This is a genomic window from Chlamydiota bacterium (assembly GCA_016178055.1).
Classification (GTDB): domain Bacteria; phylum Auribacterota; class JACPWU01; order JACPWU01; family JACPWU01; genus JACOUC01.
Genome location: JACOUC010000051.1, coordinates 17,256 through 36,411 on the forward strand (window position 1 = coordinate 17,256; position 19,156 = coordinate 36,411).

20 protein-coding genes and 3 tRNA genes are annotated in these 19,156 nt (G+C 41.0%); 10 read left to right on the plus strand and 13 right to left on the minus strand.

The features are described from left to right. The first annotated feature begins 32 nt into the window (after nucleotides 1–32). The 3 genes from HYS07_08055 to HYS07_08065 all read left to right on the plus strand — a co-directional run bounded on the left by HYS07_08055 (nucleotide 33) and on the right by HYS07_08065 (nucleotide 1,148). Entirely contained in the window at nucleotides 33–509 is a 477-nt protein-coding gene (locus HYS07_08055; protein ID MBI1871129.1) for a lasso peptide biosynthesis B2 protein, read from the plus strand. A 69-nt stretch (nucleotides 510–578) separates the two neighbouring features. Beyond that, complete coding sequence (locus tag HYS07_08060) at nucleotides 579–887, plus strand: hypothetical protein (GenBank protein ID MBI1871130.1); 309 nt, start codon at nucleotides 579–581, stop codon at nucleotides 885–887. 21 nt (nucleotides 888–908) lie between these two features. Beyond that, the gene (locus HYS07_08065; protein MBI1871131.1) at nucleotides 909–1,148 is read left to right on the plus strand and encodes a hypothetical protein; all 240 of its coding nucleotides are present in this window, start codon (nucleotides 909–911) and stop codon (nucleotides 1,146–1,148) included. A 17-nt stretch (nucleotides 1,149–1,165) separates the two neighbouring features. Here HYS07_08065 and HYS07_08070 read toward each other — a convergent pair whose 3' ends face one another. Next, nucleotides 1,166–2,038: a hypothetical protein gene (locus HYS07_08070; protein ID MBI1871132.1), complete on the minus strand. Its 873-nt coding sequence runs from the start codon at nucleotides 2,036–2,038 to the stop codon at nucleotides 1,166–1,168. A gap of 36 nt (nucleotides 2,039–2,074) precedes the next feature. Further along, nucleotides 2,075–3,199, minus strand: a complete 1,125-nt coding sequence (locus HYS07_08075) for an ATP-binding protein (GenBank protein MBI1871133.1) — start codon at nucleotides 3,197–3,199, stop codon at nucleotides 2,075–2,077. Nucleotides 3,200–3,561: 362 nt separating this feature from the next. Here HYS07_08075 and HYS07_08080 point away from each other — a divergent pair, with 362 nt between their 5' ends. The 5 genes from HYS07_08080 (at nucleotide 3,562) to HYS07_08100 (ending at nucleotide 7,481) form a co-directional block, all read left to right on the plus strand. After that, nucleotides 3,562–4,359, plus strand: a complete 798-nt coding sequence (locus HYS07_08080) for a glutamate racemase (GenBank protein ID MBI1871134.1) — start codon at nucleotides 3,562–3,564, stop codon at nucleotides 4,357–4,359. 139 nt (nucleotides 4,360–4,498) lie between these two features. Further along, the gene (locus HYS07_08085) at nucleotides 4,499–5,590 is read left to right on the plus strand and encodes a pyridoxal phosphate-dependent aminotransferase (GenBank protein MBI1871135.1); all 1,092 of its coding nucleotides are present in this window, start codon (nucleotides 4,499–4,501) and stop codon (nucleotides 5,588–5,590) included. A 23-nt stretch (nucleotides 5,591–5,613) separates the two neighbouring features. After that, nucleotides 5,614–6,135 carry a zf-TFIIB domain-containing protein gene (locus tag HYS07_08090; GenBank protein ID MBI1871136.1) on the plus strand — a complete coding sequence of 174 codons (522 nt, stop codon included), beginning with the start codon at nucleotides 5,614–5,616 and terminating at the stop codon, nucleotides 6,133–6,135. A gap of 2 nt (nucleotides 6,136–6,137) precedes the next feature. Further along, on the plus strand, nucleotides 6,138–6,857 hold the full coding sequence (rph, locus tag HYS07_08095) for a ribonuclease PH (protein ID MBI1871137.1): 720 nt from the start codon (nucleotides 6,138–6,140) through the stop codon (nucleotides 6,855–6,857). 6 nt (nucleotides 6,858–6,863) lie between these two features. Next, nucleotides 6,864–7,481 (plus strand): XTP/dITP diphosphatase, encoded by a 618-nt coding sequence (locus HYS07_08100; protein ID MBI1871138.1) that lies wholly within the window; start codon nucleotides 6,864–6,866, stop codon nucleotides 7,479–7,481. Here the strand turns inward: HYS07_08100 and HYS07_08105 are convergent. From HYS07_08105 to HYS07_08155, 11 genes are all read right to left on the minus strand, one after another. After that, on the minus strand, nucleotides 7,478–9,142 hold the full coding sequence (locus HYS07_08105; protein MBI1871139.1) for a hypothetical protein: 1,665 nt from the start codon (nucleotides 9,140–9,142) through the stop codon (nucleotides 7,478–7,480). The genes HYS07_08100 and HYS07_08105 overlap by 4 nt on opposite strands. Continuing rightward, a complete protein-coding gene (locus HYS07_08110) occupies nucleotides 9,139–9,771 on the minus strand; it encodes a hypothetical protein (protein MBI1871140.1) in 633 nt (210 codons plus the stop codon). Before HYS07_08110 ends, HYS07_08105 begins: the two co-directional genes overlap by 4 nt. Before the next feature lie 37 nt (nucleotides 9,772–9,808). Then, nucleotides 9,809–9,882: transfer RNA gene (locus HYS07_08115), tRNA-His, on the minus strand. A gap of 267 nt (nucleotides 9,883–10,149) precedes the next feature. Then, nucleotides 10,150–10,533: a type II toxin-antitoxin system VapC family toxin gene (locus HYS07_08120; GenBank protein MBI1871141.1), complete on the minus strand. Its 384-nt coding sequence runs from the start codon at nucleotides 10,531–10,533 to the stop codon at nucleotides 10,150–10,152. Beyond that, a complete protein-coding gene (locus tag HYS07_08125; GenBank protein MBI1871142.1) occupies nucleotides 10,530–10,784 on the minus strand; it encodes a hypothetical protein in 255 nt (84 codons plus the stop codon). Before HYS07_08125 ends, HYS07_08120 begins: the two co-directional genes overlap by 4 nt. A 503-nt stretch (nucleotides 10,785–11,287) precedes the next feature. Then, nucleotides 11,288–11,359: transfer RNA gene (locus HYS07_08130), tRNA-Arg, on the minus strand. 100 nt (nucleotides 11,360–11,459) lie between these two features. After that, nucleotides 11,460–11,533: transfer RNA gene (locus HYS07_08135), tRNA-Arg, on the minus strand. Between the two features lie 98 nt (nucleotides 11,534–11,631). After that, on the minus strand, nucleotides 11,632–12,270 hold the full coding sequence (locus tag HYS07_08140; protein MBI1871143.1) for a DedA family protein: 639 nt from the start codon (nucleotides 12,268–12,270) through the stop codon (nucleotides 11,632–11,634). Between the two features lie 52 nt (nucleotides 12,271–12,322). Then, a complete protein-coding gene (locus HYS07_08145; GenBank protein MBI1871144.1) occupies nucleotides 12,323–14,551 on the minus strand; it encodes a thioredoxin domain-containing protein in 2,229 nt (742 codons plus the stop codon). A gap of 1 nt (nucleotide 14,552) precedes the next feature. Further along, complete coding sequence (locus HYS07_08150) at nucleotides 14,553–15,944, minus strand: DUF2079 domain-containing protein (GenBank protein MBI1871145.1); 1,392 nt, start codon at nucleotides 15,942–15,944, stop codon at nucleotides 14,553–14,555. A 108-nt stretch (nucleotides 15,945–16,052) separates the two neighbouring features. Further along, nucleotides 16,053–17,534 (minus strand): excinuclease ABC subunit UvrC, encoded by a 1,482-nt coding sequence (locus HYS07_08155; GenBank protein ID MBI1871146.1) that lies wholly within the window; start codon nucleotides 17,532–17,534, stop codon nucleotides 16,053–16,055. Between the two features lie 82 nt (nucleotides 17,535–17,616). On the opposite strand from HYS07_08155, the gene rpsT reads away from it, so the two are divergent. Then, a complete protein-coding gene (rpsT, locus tag HYS07_08160; protein MBI1871147.1) occupies nucleotides 17,617–17,886 on the plus strand; it encodes a 30S ribosomal protein S20 in 270 nt (89 codons plus the stop codon). 188 nt (nucleotides 17,887–18,074) lie between these two features. Beyond that, entirely contained in the window at nucleotides 18,075–18,923 is an 849-nt protein-coding gene (gene htpX, locus HYS07_08165) for a zinc metalloprotease HtpX (protein MBI1871148.1), read from the plus strand. Nucleotides 18,924–19,156 lie beyond the last annotated feature (233 nt).

Below are 19,156 nucleotides of genomic sequence, written 5' to 3' on the forward strand. Positions count from 1 at the left end.
CAATCAAGGGAAATTTGTATTCTAATGATGCTATGCTTCAATTAACAATGCTTAGTCGTCTTTTTAAGAAACTTAAAACCTATCGTCATTTATCCAGGGAATTACGTCACACATGCCCAGAGGCCTTTTATCATCTGATCTTAGCCAAGTTTTTGATCCAATTTATTCCCATGAGATTTTTTGCAAAGTATCTGGGAATTAAAAATACTCAAGGTTCTTCAATCGACACAAAAATGTATGAGCCCATTTTTCAACTCATTCGCCAGAGTATTAGAATCGTCAGTCACAATTTGCCATGGGAGAGCAAATGCTTGGATCAAGCCATGGCTGCCCAATGGATGCTGGACCATAGGAGCTTACCAGGAACCCTTTATTTTGGTGTCAAGAGATCTGAATCCCTTGAAAAACCTTATGGTGCTCATGCGTGGGTTTGCTGTGGGGATAGTCCCGTGATTGGTTCTTATCCAGATGTACATTACTCTGTGGTAGGAATTTATTCTTTAGTTTAGAAACTGAAAATTTTAGTTCATCGTGATAGATTTTCCTGCCTTTTTTAGCACAATATGCTAGAATTTTGGATGATGAGTTCTTCTTTGCCGCAGTTTTTGGTCAAACTTTTTTGGGATGTTGACTTCGATCGCTTGTGTTTGACGGAACATCGTCATTTTATTCTCAAACGTGTCTTGGACCATGGGGATCAAGAGGCCATTCTTTGGATGCGTCACACCTTCAGAGATGAGGAAATCAAATCCTCTTTAAAAAAATATCGTTCATTCTCTCGTAAAAGCGCTAATTTTTGGGCACTCATCTATGATATTCAAAAGGACTCCGTTCCATGCTTGAAGAGACACTTATTGAAGGATCCAGGGATTGTTTGGCCTTATTAGGGAAATCAGGCCTTCTTAAAAATGCCTATCTTGCGGGTGGCACGGGGTTGGCTTTGCAGTTGGGGGATCGCATTAAAAGATTTACTCAACTTTTATGAAGAGAAATATAAAAAATTATCCTCCAATCTTATTCATATCCAGAAAAGCCTCGTCTATTTTGAGGATGTAGAGGATGAAGAAATGCCTAAAATGTTAAGGGAATTAACTTGGAACCAAATCAAATCCTTTTTTGAGCAAGAAGCGAAGAAATTGATAAAATAAAACCCATAAAACAGTCCTTAAACCTCTATCATGGGTCCTGCTGAATTTTCAAGTGTGATCCTATTCATTCTTTTGATAGTAACTTGCCCGGCTAGCTTTATGAGTTGTTTAGAATAAGCATCTTCATATCCCATCATTCTTACAAAATGATGTCGATAGCTATGTCGTATTAATAAATGGAGCTTCTCTACGCCGATGGCGTCTGAGTCTGTCACATGTTTTGTATTGATTTCAATAATATCCGTCAGAGGTAAGGGGTCTTTGCCAAATTGCCCATTCATGGGAAGAGCGTATTTATGATCTTGAGGGCGTATTCTTCGTAAAGTGGAAGTATAAATCCCTAAGAGATCCGCACTTTCTTGCCACAATTTGATTTGGGGAAAACTGGGAATCACATAAGGCGTTCCTTTTTCATTAAAATGGATGACACATATATCATCGGCCAGAATATAAGCCCCTTTTTTAAAATGCCAGGCTGCAAGCGTTGATTTTCCTGCTCCTCGATCTCCTACAAAAACTTGGCAGGTCTTTCCATCAAAAGAAATGGCATTCCCATGGAGCACAATATGGCCTCGTTGTTGCATGAGAGCCCCTATACAAGAACCCAGAAGAAATAAACGTAAATTGTCTAAATCACAATTTTCATCAAGTTGATAAGTAATTCTTTTCCCGCCCTCGATCCAAAAACGAGCCACATTTTTAATATGCATTAAAAACTGATTTCCACGAGCTTGTAAGCGTTTAGGTTCAGCATCTTTATTCAAAATCTGGGGAACAGGTCCTGAAAAAATTTCTACATCTGCGGCCTCTCGCGGAAAAGAGCCCGATAGAAATTCAGGAATTTCTAAATCTGAGATAAAATTTAATCCAAAGGCTCGATAAGTTTTCATGCTTTAAAAGCTGTGCCTCGCGAATAGATTTGATGATTATCTCTTTTGAAGCCAAAGAGCGAAAAAGGAATCCTGAAAAACAAATTGATCATTCTCCCGATCCAAGAGATCCTTTCTGATTAAGATTTGAAGAGCCTTTTGAATGGATGAAGAAGAGCCTAAGTGATATTTGTCTAAAAATGGGTCTGAATAGACTTTGACTTGAGGTTCTAAGGCCAAGGCGACTAACAATTGCTTCTGTTTCTGTGTAAGAGCATTAAGGACAGTCTCGTATACCTCGCCTTCCCGTTTGAGCATTTTATTCAAGGCATTTTCCACATCTTTTGGAGTGATCAGTTTCTTTTCGAGGCATTCATCCCACAAGATGTGACAAAGTAGTTGTGTATAATAAGGATGCCCTTCGCCTCTCTGGGCAATCAGGGAGAGAACCTCTTTGGGGAGGGACACTCCGCTCAGAGAGAATTTCTCTCTAACATGCTTGATCACTTCTTCAGTCGCAAGCCTTCCAAGCGGCATATGTTTCCCGCTTTTGTAAAAGGGTCTGTTCGGATCCTGAAAAAGTTTTCCGAAAAGATGTTTTTTGCTTCCGAGAAAAATGTAACTCACATTGCGATGAGATTGAAAAATAGTTCTCATTTCTTTTTCCACCTCGTCGTCCGCGTAATTCACAATTTCCTGAAATTCGTCAAAAACCACACAAGCTGCTTTTTTCTCTTCCTTGGCCCTTTTATGGACCGATTGAAGGAGGTCAGAAAGGCTTGTTCTAAAGACATTACGGGGTTCATAGTCAAATTCGAATTCCGCGTCGCCTTCCCCTCGAATGACAATCTTTGGAATCAATTTTGGAAATAGCCTTTTGACAATATTGAGAATTTTTTGTGTGGGCTTACCTAAAGAGCGGGAAACGGCCCGTGCATAAATCTCAATAAATTTTTCTTTGGTAATGGCCGGATAAAGATCGGCATAGACGGTAAGAACCCCCTCTTTTCTGACCCTTTCAAGAACCGTCTTAATCAGCGAGGTCTTTCCATATCTGCGAGCAGAGAAAATAATCACATTCTGACCGTTATGAATGTCTCTGGCGAGCTCTTGGATATCGGTTGTTCTATTCCAAAAAGCGTCTCCATGGACCTCTTCCCCATAAACAAATGGATTCTTCATCGGATGTGTCCATTCCTTAAAAATTACGCTATCAGCGTTACGCTAATTGGATAATATTTTATTCTTCAGGGCACGTCAAGCCTTTTTGAGAACACTCTGATCGACGAAGGGCCTTATTTTATGATACGATTTTAAAAAATACACAAAAAGGGTAACAGTTTAACGACCCTTCTCCCTCAAGGGAACCGAGGCGGTTTTTGACGAGGCGTTGAAGTCGTTCGCTCTTCATGGGTCCTCGACGAATAGTCGAGCTAGAGCGAACGACTCAGCCTGAGCTCGTCCCGATCACTGGTCTCAGGCGAGCGTCCCCGTCAGAAACTGCCTTGGTTCCAGAAACTAAACTATTACTAAAAAGGTAAGCAATGAAAGCGATTGGCATATTTGATTCAGGGATTGGAGGGTTGACTGTTTTTTCCCAAGTGGAAAAATTACTTCCCTCTGAGAATCTCATTTATTTGGGCGATACAGCCCGTGTTCCTTATGGGACAAAATCGAAAGAAACCATTGAACGTTTTGCACAAGAAGATACTCAATTTCTTTTACAAAAAAATGTTAAATTTATGATTGCTGCTTGTAATACGGTCAGTGCTTTAGCCCTCCCTTTTTTAAAGAAAGAAATGAACATTCCCATCATGGGCGTGATTGAACCTGCTGTTCAAAAAGCGATTTTCCTATCTCAAAACAGTCGCATCGGTGTGATTGGAACACGGGCAACCATTGAAAGTAAAGCCTATGACATGGCCTTTGCTCAACTTGATCCGTCGGTTCAAGTTTTCTCCCAGGCCTGTCCCCTTTTGGTTCCCCTGGTGGAAGAAGGGTGGCTCAATGAACCCGAAGCCTTTTCCATTACCCAAAAATATTTTGAACCTCTGATCGAAAAGAAAATAGACACCCTCATTCTTGGCTGCACCCACTATCCCCTTTTATCCGCCATCATTCAAAAGGCCATTGGAGAAAAAGTAACATTAATTGACTCTGCCAAAGCAACGGCCGAGGTATGTTTGAAAACACTAGACGAACGCAATCTCTTAAACAAAAATCAACAGGGTCAACATCAATTTTTCGTCACAGATGACACAGAGGGATTTCGAAAGAAGGGGGAAAAATTCCTCAAGCGCCCGATGTCGCATGTGGAGCGTGCTGATCTGGAACAACCATGAAAATTCAAAATCAAAAATCAAAATGACAGATTAAAATCCAAAATGTATCTTGTGTTTAGTCTGTGAAAAGTTTTGATTTTTGATTTGTCATTTTGCATTTTGATTTTTGATTTTTAAATTAAAAAAAGATTTCTCTATGATGATTGCAAATCGCATGAAGCATATCGATTCTTCAGGAATTCGCAAGGTCTTTGATCTTGCCAAAAACATGAAAAACCCTGTGAATTTAAGCATTGGTCAACCTGATTTTGATGTTCCTGAAGAAATAAAAGAAGAGGCTATTCAGTCGCTTAAATCCGGATTTAACAAATATACCGTAACGCAGGGGATTGATGAATTGCGTCAGAATATTCTTCAAAAATTAAAACAGGAACGAGGTGTAGACGCTGAAGACATCATGATTACATCCGGTGTTTCTGGAGGAATTTTTCTAGCCTTCATGACCCTTCTGAACCCTGGAGACGAAGTACTCGTTCCTGATCCTTATTTTGTAATGTATAAACATCTCTTAAATCTGCTTGGAGCTATTCCTGTCTATATCGATACCTATCCTCATTTTGAACTTACAGCTGAAATGATCACACCTAAACTCTCCCGGAAAACAAAATTAATTCTCGTCAACAGCCCGTCCAATCCTACCGGTGTTAGCCTGATGGAAAAAAATATTAAAGAAATCGCTAAGCTCGCCAACGAACGCCAAATCATGATTCTTTCCGATGAAATTTATTCATCCTTCTCTTATGATACCCCCTTCACGAGTATCGGTCGTTTTTCTCCTTCGACACTGGTTTTAGATGGCTTCTCAAAAAGTTTTGCAATGACAGGATGGAGACTTGGATTTGCAGCAGGGCCTAAAGAAATCATTCAGGCCATGGTCAAGCTCCAGCAATTCTCTTTTGTCTGCGCCCCTTCCTTTGCCCAAAAAGCAGCCCTTAAAGCCCTAGACTACGATATGTCATCCCATATCGCCACCTACAAGAAAAAACGTAATCTTATTTATGAAGGACTTAAAAGAAAATTTGAAGTGATCTTACCCGGAGGAGCCTTTTACATTTTTCCAAAATCACCTTTTGACGATGGAGACCTTTTTGTTAAAAAAGCTATTGAAAAAAATTTGCTCATTATTCCGGGGAGTGTTTTTTCTGAAAGAAAAAGCCATTTCCGTATTTCTTTTGCAGCCTCAGATGAAGTCCTCACAAAAGGGATTGAGATTCTGAATCAAATGGTCTAGGATGAGGGTGAAGGAGAAGTCGGATGCGTTGTCCACACTGTTTTTCTGAATTTATTTGTGAATCCCATAAAGGGTTCAAGATACAGACTTGCCCAAATTGTCAGGGCATGTTTATTCTTCAAGAAGAGTTAAAACAAATTGAAAAGGCTGAAGACCCCAATCTAGCATGGCTTGATCTAGAACTGTGGCGTCACCATCATCAATACGAGGCCATTCAGGGAAACTTGACTTGCCCTTCCTGTCAAGGACCTTTTCATATTCTTCATTATCCTAATTCCGAAGTTAAAATTTCTGTTTGTCACGCCTGTCGAGCGGTCTGGCTCAATAAAAAGATGCTTGAAACCCTGCACCTTTACCTTGAAAAGAAACTGACTTCAGAAACCATTACCGGTTATTTGAAAGACATCGGCCATGAACTCCACGATCTTCTCAAAGGGAAAGAACACATTAAAAGTTTAGGAATTATTTTAAAACTATTGCAATATCGCATTTTTGCAGAGTTTCCCTCTATTAAAAATTTAATTCAAAATTTACCCAAGGTTTAAACATGAGCCGCATCGATGGAAGAAAAGCAAACCAGTTAAGGCCCATTAAAATCACTCCCCACTTTGTTAAATCTGCAACGGGGTCGATTTTAATTGAAATGGGCGAAACGCGGGTGATTTGTGCAGCCAGTGTGCAAGAAGATGTTCCGAAATGGCTTAAAGGAAAGGGTCAAGGATGGATTACCGCCGAGTACTCCATGCTCCCTTATGCCTCTCATGAGCGAAAACAAAGAGAAAGCACTTCGGGTAAAATCAGCGGCCGAACTCAAGAAATCCAGCGCTTGATTGGAAGGTCTCTACGGGGCATTGCAGACATGAAGTCACTGGGTGAAAGAACAATTTGGATTGACTGTGATGTCATTCAAGCGGATGGAGGCACTCGGACCGCGTCCATTACAGGAAGTTTTATTGCCATGATAATGGCCCTTCATCAATTAAAATCTGCAGGTAAAATCAAGGAAATTCCTGTTAAAGATTTTGTAGCCGCCATCAGTGTCGGCGTTTTTAATGGAACCCCGATGATTGACCTTTGCTATGAAGAAGACTCCAAGGCTCAAGTGGACATGAATGTGATCATGACCGGGAAAGGTGAATTTATAGAAATTCAAGGAACCGCCGAACATCAGCCCTTCAATCTCAGCGAGATGAATCAAATGATCAAACTGGCCAAGAGCGGACTTAAAAAAATATTTGAAATCCAGAAAAAATATATCCCCTGCTGAACGAGCATGCTCCCCATCTCACAGAAAAATGAACTTCTGCTTGCAACTCGAAACCTTCATAAAATCAGAGAAATTGAAGAAATTTTTGTAGAACTTCCGATTTTATTTCTCACCCTTAAAGATTTCCCTCAAACCCCTGAAATCATCGAAGATGGGAAATCCTTTAAAGAAAACGCCTTAAAAAAGGCCCTGTCATTGGCCCAATGGTCTGGAAAAACTTGTTTGGCGGATGATTCTGGAATCGAGGTTGATTTCCTAAATGGGGCACCCGGCATTTACTCAGCAAGATTTGCAGGAGAGAAAGCAAGCGATGAAGAAAATAATGAGAAACTTTTAAGACTTTTACGAGAAGTTCCTCTCGTTCAAAGAACCGCTCGCTATCAATGTGTCATGGCCCTTGCAACTCCTAAAGGGAAAACACATACAGAACAGGGGACTTGTGAAGGGCTTATTACTTCAGGGCCTAAAGGTAAGGGTGGTTTTGGATATGACCCCGTTTTTTTCTACCCCCCCTTTAAAAAAACATTTGGAGAGACTGATCCTGTGCTTAAAGATAAAGTGAGCCACCGCTATCATGCCCTTGAAAAAATAAAGCCACTGCTGTCACAGTGGTTAGGATTTTAGAATGACTCCTTTTTCTTAAACTGCTTAAAAGGGTTTGTAAAGAGATCCGTCACCGGTCTAATCAGAGGGAAGAAAACAGGGGTCGCTACGGGGTGCTCTAAGGTTCCACGAATCTCTGCCTTCCAAACCTGACTTCCCGTCACGATTAAACCAGCCGTCACCACTTTAGAAAGAAAGGTCTTATCCTTTAAACCCGCGGGTTTCAATGAAAAAACAACATGAAGATTTAAATCTTTTTCTTTCAATCCTATTTCTCCGGTCATTTTAATGACAACCACAGAACTGGTCATCGTAAGATCATCCACAATCATTTTCCCATCGGTTACAAAAAAATTTGCAATACACGAACTAAAACGTACATCTCCTAAGCCTGGAAAAATAATTTCAAAAACCTTTAAAACTCCTTGCATCAGATTCATCTTCCATAAATTACCCTCATCAACTTTTAAAATCCCAACAGCCCTCAAAGAATCACGACTACCTTGAGGACTAAAAAAATGAATCGATCCATGAACCTTGCCCTCTAATCCTTCTTTTAAAACCGCTTGCGTAAAAGATCTAAGATCCAAATCCTCCAAAATCATTTTCCCCCCATAGGGATTCGGCGCTGAAAAATCATTCCATCCTCCTCCTAAAAACTTGCCTTCGCAACTCTCAAAATCAAATCGTTCAACCCATAGCAAGCTTTTCTTTATTCCCAAATTTAAAACCAAATTTTGAAGAGGGAAACTCCTTACTTCAAGCGATGGCATTTTGAGATGCATTTGTCCCCTTCCTTCCCTCCACTCCCCATCAATATCCATCGCTGATTTAAACTGGATCGGAGCTCCTTTTCTCCTCATAACCTTTACAATCGAGGCCAAATCTTCGCGGTTGATCGTTCCTTTAATCCAAGCAGCTTCTGGTTTTCCCTGATTGAAAATAACCCGAGATAATACACGAGTTGGAAGCGAGTCCTTTGAACCTTCTCGATCTGAAAGCATAAGAAAATTGAATGCTTGGTTTTTGAAAGTTCCAATAAATTTAAGACCTAATCCTGACAACTCACCCTCTGCATAAAAATTTTTACCTTTTTTATCTACATTCAACTTCCAAGTAAAAGACTCTCCTCGAAAGAGAGTATCTTCACTGGATGCTACCATTTCTTGATCTTCAAGTTTCACCTGAATCTTTTCTATTTGTAAACTCAACTTGTCTGAATGAAGGCTGTCAATCTCAACATGGGCTATACCCCACAATCCTGTCACTGATTCAGTTTTTTCCGTCTTTCCCCCATGAATATTTTTAAAGCGAAATTCTTTAACATCATTTCCTTGGGTCAACCACTGAATTTTTCCAGGACCCAAAGCAAAACTCTTTACAGCCCATTGGCCATGAAAAAAGGAAGAAAAGTTGAAGGAAACATGAAGAGAGTCTATCCGAGCCAAAATCAAGCCCTTTTTTACCGCTTTCAATCCCTGAATATTTCGAGCGATAAATCCATGAAAAAGATTGAAGTGAATGTCTTTATAGGAAAGGGTCCAACCTTGTTTTTTTGAGAGGGGAATTTTTAAAAACTTTTCAAAAATTAGAGGTAAAAACAAAAGATTGAATAGCCACAGAAACCCCTCTAAAAATAAGAAAAGAAAAAGAGCGGCTACCCAAAGCCTTTTAATGATCATTGCATTTCAGAATCAGATGAACTTTGGGTCAAAGTTGGACTTGATGAATTTGCCGGAGGTGTAAACTGACTCTCTGAGAGTTTCAATTTCAGACTCGAAACTTCTCTTTGAGACTCCCTGAGCGAAGACTGGCAACTATCCAATTTAAATTGTAAACTTCTTATTTCGGATTGTCGTCCCATCAAACGAGATTCCGCAGCATCGACTTTCGATTTAGATTCGGTGAGGCGAGCCTGAAGATCGTCTAACTTCGTTTGAATCTCTTGAACTTGGGATTGGGAGCTCTCTAAATCTGCTTGAGCTTTTTTTAACGCGTCTTCCTTCTTAGCAACTTGAGACTCTAAGTCTTTAATGCGATCACTTAACTGTTGGATCCCTTGAGAAAATTTTAAATAATGAGAAATCTTAAAACTCAAGTTCTTTGCTTGTTTCAAATCTCCGATCTGAATCACATCATTAAAATCCCGAAGCAAATTTTCCAATTCCTTTACATCATGAATCAGTTTATTTGCATTAGCAGTTGAATCCCCCGCCCAAGTACATAAGGGTAAAAGAATCATCAAAAAAATAAGATATGTAACGCCACACTTCTTTATTTTCTTAAAAAAAGAATACGATTGTTGGTTCATGATGACTCTTCCTTATCCTTTATTAATTTCAAATATTTGGGGCGACTAACGGGATTTGAACCCGTACTAAGAGAGCCACAGTCTCTCGTGCTGCCATTACACTATAGCCGCCGTCATTTTATCTGCATCTACACCTAACCCGCATTTCTCATCACATTTCTGCTGCGAGCGCCAATTCCGCCTCGTCTGCTTCGTCAGACTCGGTCGGCCACGCTCAACATACTGTAAAGTATGCCTCACATGGCCTCGGTCGTCTTCCTCGCATCCAAGGCGGACTTGGCGCTCTCGCGACGAAATCTGATGAGAAATGCGGGCTAATCGTAAAAAGCCTTTTCCTGGATAGCGTACCCGTTTTTAGATGGCTTCGTCAAGTCTGCTTTAAATTCTCGGAATTTGAGGAAGGTGATTGAAATGTTGATCTCGGGCAAAAAGAATCAAATGATGTTGAGAAACCAATGAAGCAAGCCAGAGATCATTGGTAGGAATGGGAGTTCCTTGTTTTCGCAATTGAAAAAACAACCGAGCATAATGATGTGTTGTCTGATCATCTGCGTAGAGAATTTCAACACGCGGTGAATTTAAGAACTGAACCAATACCCTTTCATTCTCTTCCCCTCGAGAGCCACATCGAAAACCAGCACGAAGTTCGGCAATCACAATAAAAGAAAGGAAAATCTTCTCACATGTCTGTAGAACCTGAACAGATTTTGATTCGCCTTTACAAAAGTCAATGTACCGATTCGTGTCAAGGGCTACTCTCATGACCACAGCTTATGATCAATCTGATCCTGGATTTCAAGTGCAGCCTCAAACTCTAGGTCTTCTTCCCAACTTCCTATCAAGGCATCCATGTCATGATAGACGAGAGCCTGATCTCCCAACCCTACACCACTAGATACTGCGTCTAGGACCACTTCATTAAGGCTCTTATGCAGTTCACGTGCCCTCTGCCGCAATAGGTTATCAAGCTGAGGGGTCAAATTACGAATAGTGTATTGAATTTTTTGATTCATTCTCATGCCTACACAGTAGGCTAAAAATGAATCATAGTCAATATCATAATTTAATTTTTCAGTTCAAAAATGCGCCCGGCCCGGTTCGAACGGGCGACCCTCTGCTTAGCTTACCGCACCGAATTACTTCGGCCTCCAATCCAAATGATATTGGAGTTGCTAGTCTGGACTATGTCTTCACCATCTCAGGTGTGCAGCGTATAGTCTCTGAGGACTCTCGCTTTAACTCGAAGTAATCGCAAAATTATTTCACGATGACCTGATAACCAGCGGTTGCCTGCAAATTGTCCAAAATTTTAAATTTTGGAGTTCCTTGCATATAGCTGCATCCATTCTGTACGTTCATAAATTTCGTACAGAAGCTCCTATTGAAGGCAGATGCTCTATCCAACTGAGCTACGGGCGCAGCAAAACTATTTTTAATTCTATACTTTGGAGCACGGAATTTAAAACAAATAATTTTTTATTCCGCAATCCGCAATCTGAAATCCGCAATTGAAATCTGCCCCCAGCAGGAATTGAACCTGCACCACCAGCTCCGGAGGCTGGTACTCTATCCGTTGAGCTATAGGGGCCTCCCAATTTCAGATTGCGGATTGCGGATTGCGGAATTTAAAAAACATATTCCTTGCTTCTCATTCCGCAATCCGCAATCTAAAATCCGAAATTGAAACGTGCGCCCGGCAGGAATTGAACCTGCGACCTATTGGTTCGAAGCCAATCGCTCTATCCAACTGAGCTACGGGCGCATCAATACAGTTCAAAGTTAAAAGTTTAAAGTTCAAAGACAAAATACAAAAAATATGACTCTTTGTACAGAGATGAAAAAATGAAGAGGGAGGTTAAATCACTTCCGCGAGCGGTGACGAAAATACTCGATAATCCCTGGCAAGATCGAAATGAAAACGATGGCAAAAATAACCAGTGTAAAATTGTGTTTTATAAGAGGAATATTTCCAAAAAAATAACCTCCCAAAACTAAAAGAAGAATCCACGCAATTCCTCCAATAACATTATAGGTCAGAAAACGCCCATATCTCATTTTACCGACCCCAGCCACAAAAGGGGCAAAAGTTCTAACAATGGGGACAAACCGTGCCAGAATCATTGCTTTTCCCCCATAGCGCTCATAAAACTCGTGAGTTCGGACTAAGTATTCTTTTTTAAAAAATCGGCTTTTCTCTTGATGAAAAACTCTGGGTCCAAGCCAAACCCCAATCCAATAATTCAAAGTGTCTCCCGCCACAGCCGCCCCAATCAAAATAATTAAAACCATTTTGAGATTCAACAGTGAAATGGCAGAAAAAGCACCTACCGCAAAGAGCAAAGAATCTCCAGGCAAAATCGGGGTCACCACTAAACCCGTTTCGCAAAAAACAATCAAAAATAAGATAACATAGGTCCACCCACCACAATGCTGAATGACAACGCTCAAATGAAGATCAAGATGAATAAAAAAATCAACAAAAGATTTTATCCATTCCATAGTACGAACATTCCTATTTCAAAGTTGTTTTCACAAATAGGGTCCCATCGTATCACATTCTTTTCAAGATAGGATTAGACAAAATTTCTTTTAATTGGGAAATTTCCGTAACAGGAGAGTTACAAACACTGTTCTGGCAAATATAAACGGTCGGCTTTTCGCCTTCGAAAATGCGCCCCTGAATAAGAGGAATAAGGGACGATGCTTTTTCGAAAGTGCGTGAATCGACAGGAGAGAAAGCCAATACATGATGAGGAAGAAAATGAGAAAAAATTTCACGGAGAATTTCTCGTCCCTTTAACGAGAGAGAATCGCCTCGAAAAATAATTTCTTGAGTAGGACTTAAAGTAAATTCAAGCGCGATGAGCATTTGAGTGTATCCGCTTGGGTATTGAGTCATTGCTTTTGAAAAGGCATCCAAGAGACTCTTGGCCCTTTTCTCAAGAGCTTCATCTGCCTTCAATCGAGCTAAACGCAAAAGAACTAAAGCTGCAACAGAATTTCCTGAAGGAATTGCCCCATCATAAATCTCTTTACTGTGAGCAATCAATTTTTCGGCATCCTTGCCAGAAAAGTAAAAACCTCCCTCCTCATCATCCCAAAAAAGTCGAATCATTTCTTGAGACAAAAACCATGCCTCTTCAAAATAATAGAGATTGAAACTCGCTTCATAAAGATCGAGAAGCCCTAAAATTAAAAAGGCATAATCCTCCAGAAAACCTAATACTGAAACATCCCCTTTACAAAAACGATGCATCAATCGACCCTCTTTGGACTTCATTCTGCCCAAAATAAAATCGGCTGCACTCGATGCCGCCACAAGATATCGTTCTTCCCCAAACACCCTTGAGGCAATGGCTAGACTTGAAATCATAAGGCCATTCCAGTCGGTTAAAATTTTGTCGTCTAAATGAGGACGCGAGCGCTTTTTCCTTTCCTCAAAAAGTTTAGCTTTAGAATTTGAAATACTCTTTTCAATCTCTTCTAAAGGGAGTCCTAATTTCTCGGAAATTTGTGATAAGGAAAGGGCCTCATAAAGAACATTTTTCCCAGCAAATTCACCCTGAGGATCATGAAGGGCATTTCCATCCGGGAGAACGCCAAAATGAAGATTAAGAATTTTTGCGTTTTCCTCCCCCAAGAGCTCGTTTATGACTTTGTCTTCCCAAAGATAAAAAACACCCTCAAACTTTTCATCGGGATGATCTGCATTCTGTGCACTGTCCGCATCCTCTGCTGAATAAAAAGCACCATCGGACCCTGTCACCCCACCACCTCTCGTACTAACAAAGGTAGGTCCGCCTCCAGCGGACTGGCTCGAAAGGCCAACGAGAGGTGGTGGGGTCATATCCCGTAAGACATCATCAAAGATATCTTTGGCAACATTTGCATATTCAACTTTTCCCGTCGCTTGATAAGCCTCTAAATAAGTTTTTGAAAGAATCGCCTGGTCATAAAGCATTTTTTCAAAATGAGGAATCCGCCAGGCATGATCGACCGAGTAACGATGAAACCCTCCCCCCAAATGATCCCTCATCCCTCCCCGAGCCATTTCAGTTAGTGTTTTCTCCACGATTTGAAGTAATCTTTCATCTCCATTTCGTTTCCATCCCCTTAGCAAAAAGGAAAGCGCATGACTTCTTGGAAACTTAGGAGCCTCACCAAACCCTCCATACGCTTCATCGTATTGCCCGATCAATTGAGTAAAACCCTCGTTCAACACGCCTTCATCTAAGGCTTGCCTTAAATCATCCTTCACGGAACGATGTTGAAGGGAAGCGGTCAGGGCCTCACTTGATTTCAAAAGTTTTTCACGATCACTCTTCCATTGGCTCGCAATCGCAAAAAGGACTGAGGCAAAGCCCGGTCTTCCCCAACGATCTTCGGGAGGAAAATAAGTACCCCCAAAGAAAGGTTTTAAATCAGGAGTTAAAAAAACACTCATGGGCCATCCCCCTTGACCCGTCATTGCCTGGACTGCTGTCATATAAACATGATCTACATCTGGCCGTTCTTCTCGATCTACTTTAATCGAAACAAAATCATTATTTAAAAGATGTGCCATTTCACTATTTTCAAAAGATTCTTTCTCCATGACATGACACCAATGGCAGGTAGAATAACCGATCGAGAGAAAAATGGGTTTGTCTTCCTGACGAGCCTTTTCAACAGCCTCATTTCCCCAGGGATACCAATTGACTGGATTGTGGGCGTGTTGCTGAAGATAGGGACTTTTCTCATGAATCAGTTGATTGGTCCATAAAGTTTTTTTTGAAGTCATTTTAATGAGGCCCAGGGACAGGAGAAACTCTTTCCCAAATGATAAAACCATCATGATCGTATTTCACTAAAAACTCCCCGCTTTGAATCAAGGCTTCATATTCTTTTCGATACCTTCCCAAACTTTTCAACTTAACAAGAATCACATGGGGCCTATAACGTCTCGAATCAAAATACTCCCAGGTCATTAATTCCTTACGGTTGGCACAAAACCCCGCAAGATCATCCTGGCAAAGCAGCAGGCCCTCTTTAGGAATGTGCTTAACCACTTGAAGAATATTCTGACCTTCTGGATGAAGGGTAGAATAAATCCGGTTATTACTTTTTCCGAAAGGCAAGAAACCTGCCGCATGATGCCAAAGAAGGGTCACCAACACCAAAAAGAGTGCATACCTTAAACCATGAAACGACCCTGGTTCCACTTTTAATCGCTGAGTCAGCGCCTCTATAATCGCCATCGTCAAACAGGTTATAATCCCAACCGAGTAGTGATATTTTAATAAGTAAACGGGCGGCAATTTTGAGGTAAGCGAAATGGCAAGCGCAGAGGATGGAAAAAGGAGAAGAGGAATCCAACCTTTTTTACGCAAAAAGAAACTCGCTGACAAGCCCCACCAAAGAAGAGGTTTCAACCTTAAAATCCATTGTTCCCAATGGAATTTAAAAACTTGAAATTCAATCAAATCTGAAACTTTTCCTCGTCTTTGGAGAAAACCAACACCGCCAAAAAAGGGAAATAAAACACTGATTGCAAAAAAACTGTACAAAAAAGCTAAAGCCGCCAAAAGATAGCCTAATCGCCATCGATCCTTCACTCCAAAATAAAAAAGCATGGGAGCAATCACCCAACCCGTATCCTCTCTTAACCCCAACAATAAAATAAAGGGGAGCCCTACATATTTTTTGTGACTCGAAAGACAATGATAGAGCCAGGGAATGAGACAAAAGTAAAGAGCTACCCCATGAAACTCTGACAGCATCACCGTCTGAGTAAATGGGTTTGCAACGTAAAAAAATAAAATCGCTGCCGTTAAATTTTCCCCGCATCTCCCTTCACGAGCCATGCGCCAAAGAATAAAGCCCCCTGTAAGCAATCCCATCCATTGTATGAAAGAGAGTAAAAAGGGGTTATCCCAAATCAGAAAAAACGGGCCGAGCAGGGCAAGGGTAAAGGAAAGGTGTGTACTCAAATACGTATAATCGACAAGATATTTGAAGAAATGACCGTGTCCACAGTTCCAGATGGTGTTGGTGTATTTCCCGTAATCTGAAAATGTAAATTTCCCCCAGCTAAAAGCAGCATAATCACTGCGAAAGATAAGAAGGGCGGCAACACAGGTCGCAAGAAATATAAACTTGGGGAAAATCCATTTGGACGCTGAAAATAATTTCATTTTTTTACCAATGAAACATCACCAGCAAGTTTTGGGGCAAATAGAGCCCTCTTGAAATAAAACACCCTCTTAGTCTACTTAATCCCTTCAAAAAATCATCAATTATTTCTAGTTTGAAAAAGCAGGATGTAAAAACTGATAAATTTTTTCAGCTAAACGTTTTGATATCTTTTCTGTTTGAGCAATTTCGTCAAGGCTTGCTCGCCTGATTTTATCCAAAGAACCAAAAGTTTTTAGAAGATTTTCCTTGCTCACTTGACCTAAACCAGGAATATCATCTAAAATAGATTCTCTGATTTTCTTTTCCCGCAAGCGCTTATGAAAAGCAATTGCAAAACGATGCGCCTCATCCCGAACCCTCTGAATTAAATGAAGAGCGGGAGAATCATGCGCCAATCGAATAGGTTCATGACCATAAGGGGTATAAATTTCTTCATAACGCTTTGCTAAACCAATGATGGGAATGGAGGTAAGATCTATTTTTTGTAACACCCCTCTCGCTGAAGAAAGTTGTCCTTTGCCGCCATCGATCAAAATCAAATCAGGAAAGAGTCCCCCTTCTTCTTTGAGGCGCCGATATCGTCTTTCCACGACCTCTTTCATCATCGCAAAATCATCAATTCCAACCACTCCTTTAATCTTAAAATGTCGATAAAACCTCTTATCCGGCTTACCCTTAAAAAAATGGACCATGGAACCCACCGCCTCTTTCCCTGCAAAATTAGAAATATCAAAGGCCTCTATTCGTTCAGGAGTTTTTTCTAAACCCAAAGCCTGAGCCAGGGTCTCAGCTTCATGATCTTTATGATCTTTATTCCCGGGAATTCTTTTAAACTTCTGTATCGTCCGTGTCCGAGTTCCCGTAATTTTTTCCAGAGCGGCTAAGGTATCTCGAATCTGCGCCGCCTTTTCAAATTCTAAATGGAGAGAGGCATTTTCCATTTGACGATTCAAATCTCTGATTAAATCTCCAGAACGTCCCATCAAAACCTGACAGGCACTTTCGACCGAACTGCGATATTCCTCTTTTGAAATTTTTTCCACACAAGGGGCAGAGCACCACTTCATCATTTGATAAAGGCAATGTTCATAATCCTTTTTGCCTGGCTGAGCGGGACAACAGGTTCGAATACGAAAGATCCTTTCTAAATCCTCAACCGTTTTGCGAAGAGCGGCTGCATCCGTATAAGGCCCCAAATACAAAGCCCCATCCGGTTTACGAATTCGAGTAATGATAAAACGAGGGAAAGGCTCCTGAAGGGTCACTTTTAGAAGGGGATAATTCTTATCATCTCGATACGTCACATTGTACTTCGGTTTAAACTCCTTAATATACTGACATTCTAAGATGAGCGCCTCTTCTTCAGACCTTAAAGGAATAAAATCAATGTCATGAACCGCCTGAATCATCGCCTCTGCTTTGGGAGGATTTGGTTTCAAATCTCTAAAATGAGAACGTATACGCGAACGCAAGCGATTCGCCTTCCCTACATAAATAATTTCGCCCGACTCCCCTCGCATCAAATAAACGCCTGGCCCCTGAGGAATTTTTCGAATCCGATCTTGAATGAATTCGGGAATCGTATGCATAAAGACTTGACATCCTTTCACGAGCAAGCTATATTCTCGCCGTTTCTAAATCCATTATATCAGGCATGAAAAGGAATTAAACATGGCTCACAGTATTTCAGCAGAAAAGCGAAATCGTCAGAATCAAAAGAAACGCCTTGCAAACCGAAAGATCAAGGCGGATCTTAAAAGCATGACTAAAAAGTTTCTTTCTTCCATCGAAGCCAAGAAAAAAGAAGACTCTCTCAAAACTTTTAAAATTCTTTCCAGTCAATTCGACCGGGCTGCCAAAAAAGGTGTGTTTCATAAAAACAATGCCAGTCGTCATAAGTCCCGCTTGTCTCAACATCTTGCAAAAGCATTTGCCGCGTAGAAAACTATCAAGGAGGCTCGAGGCAAATACTTCTTCGGTTTTTGTTTTTCCCTCGAGCCTCTGGCTGTCTTTCTGCTTTTGCTTCGAGCTTCGAGCCTCCAGCCTCGAGCGTCTTTTTGGGAATGAATTTCCCATTAAAATTTGTTATAAATAGTCGAACAAACCATTTCGAATGGAGGTATAAATTTATGAACCAGGCAAAGACAACAATTTTACTGGTAGTTTTGTCCATTTTATTTGTTTTAGCAGGAGGAGCCATCGGCGGACAACAGGGAATGATGTTCGCTTTTATCTTTGCATGTGCTATGAATCTTATCACCTATTTCTTTAGCCATAAAATTGTCCTGGCCATGTATCGGGCTCAACCCCTCGGCGAACAAGATGCGCCTTATGTTCATCGAATCGTTCGAGACTTAACCATGAAAGCGAATCTTCCGATGCCCCAAATCTATCTCATCCCTACAGACTCACCCAACGCCTTTGCTACGGGGAGAAATCCTCAGCACGCTGTTGTAGCTGTAACTCGTGGTATTTTAAATTTACTCAGTCAGGAAGAACTGACAGGAGTCCTAGGACATGAACTTTCCCACGTTCAAAATCGAGACATATTAATCAGTACGATTGCTGCAACCATCGCAGGAGCCATCAGCATGCTTGCAAATACTGCTCGATGGGGAATGACGTTCGGAGGAAGTCGGTCTGACAATAATCGTAATAATCCATTGTCTCTTGTTCTCTCTATTTTTTTAATGATTCTTTTACCTCTGGCCGCCATGTTTATTCAACTGGCTATTTCCAGAACCCGAGAATATGGTGCAGATGAATGTGGGGCTCGACTGACGGGAAATCCTGTAGGACTGGCCAATGCGCTTAGAAAACTTCAGGGTTATACTCAACGACGACCCTTTCAAGCGAATCCTGCTACCGCTCATATGTTTATTGTCAATCCCCTCAGCGCAGGATCGATGCTCAAACTCTTTAGCACCCATCCCCCGCTTGAGGAGAGAATTGCTCGATTGGAAGCCATGGCGAGATAGAAAGACAAGTTAAAAGTTTAAGGTTTAAAGTTCAAAGAAAAACCTGACTTGTGAGTCCTTGAACCTTAAACCTTGAACTTTGAGCTGTATTTACTTGTCGAGTAGACATATATTTCAATGCCCCTCACGGAACCGTACGTGCGGATTTTCCGCATACGGCTCTTCAGTAAGCCTCACTCAATTTTGACGGTATATAAAAGCGATGGACGATCCGTGGCTTCGGTAAGGGGAAC